A 730-nucleotide genomic window follows, 5' to 3' on the forward strand; every position below is an offset into this window, starting at 1 on the left:
TTTCACTTCTTCGACAACATCGACTTCGGACGGGTCGAGGATGTAGTCGGCAACGCCGGATTCGCGCGCTTTGTCTTTGCGTGCTTTACTCAACTCGGTGATGATGACTTTGATGCCTTTGGCTTTCAGCACGGCAGCCAACAGCAAACCGATCGGGCCTGCACCGCCGACCAATGCGACATCGCCTTCTTTCGCGCCGCTGCGTACATAGGCGTGGTGTCCGACAGACAGCGGTTCGATCAAAGCGGCTTGATCCAACGGGATTTTGTCGGAAATCGGATGCACCCAACGGCGTTTGACAGCGATTTTTTCAGACAAGCCACCTCCGCAGCCGCCCAAGCCGATGAAGTTCATGTCTTTAGAGAGGTGGTAGTTGCTGCCCGGGCCGGTCGGTACGTCGTCGTGTACGATGTAAGGCTCGACAACGACGTGTTGACCGACTTTGATGTCGTCCACGCCTTCGCCGACGGCATAGACCACGCCGGAGAACTCGTGTCCCATCGTGACGGGTGCGGACTCGCCGGAAATCGGGTGCGGATGACCGCAAGGCGGAATGAAAATCGGGCCTTCCATGAATTCGTGCAGGTCGGTACCGCAGATGCCGCACCAGGCAACATTGATGCCGACGGTGCCGGGGGCGACGGTCGGTTCGGGGATGTCTTCGATGCGGATGTCGCCTTTGTCGTAAAAACGTGCTGCTTTCATTGTAACGCTCCTTGTTTTCAAGTAG

The 730-nt window shown here is 57.1% G+C and carries 1 protein-coding gene; it reads right to left on the reverse strand.

The annotated features are described in order from the left end of the window. On the reverse strand, positions 1-705 hold a 705-nt coding region (locus tag DB032_RS23470), incomplete at its 3' end, for an alcohol dehydrogenase catalytic domain-containing protein (RefSeq protein WP_107802159.1). Positions 706-730 lie beyond the last annotated feature (25 nt).

It is taken from the genome of Chromobacterium sp. Panama, from assembly GCF_003052555.1.
Classification (GTDB): Bacteria; Pseudomonadota; Gammaproteobacteria; order Burkholderiales; family Chromobacteriaceae; genus Chromobacterium.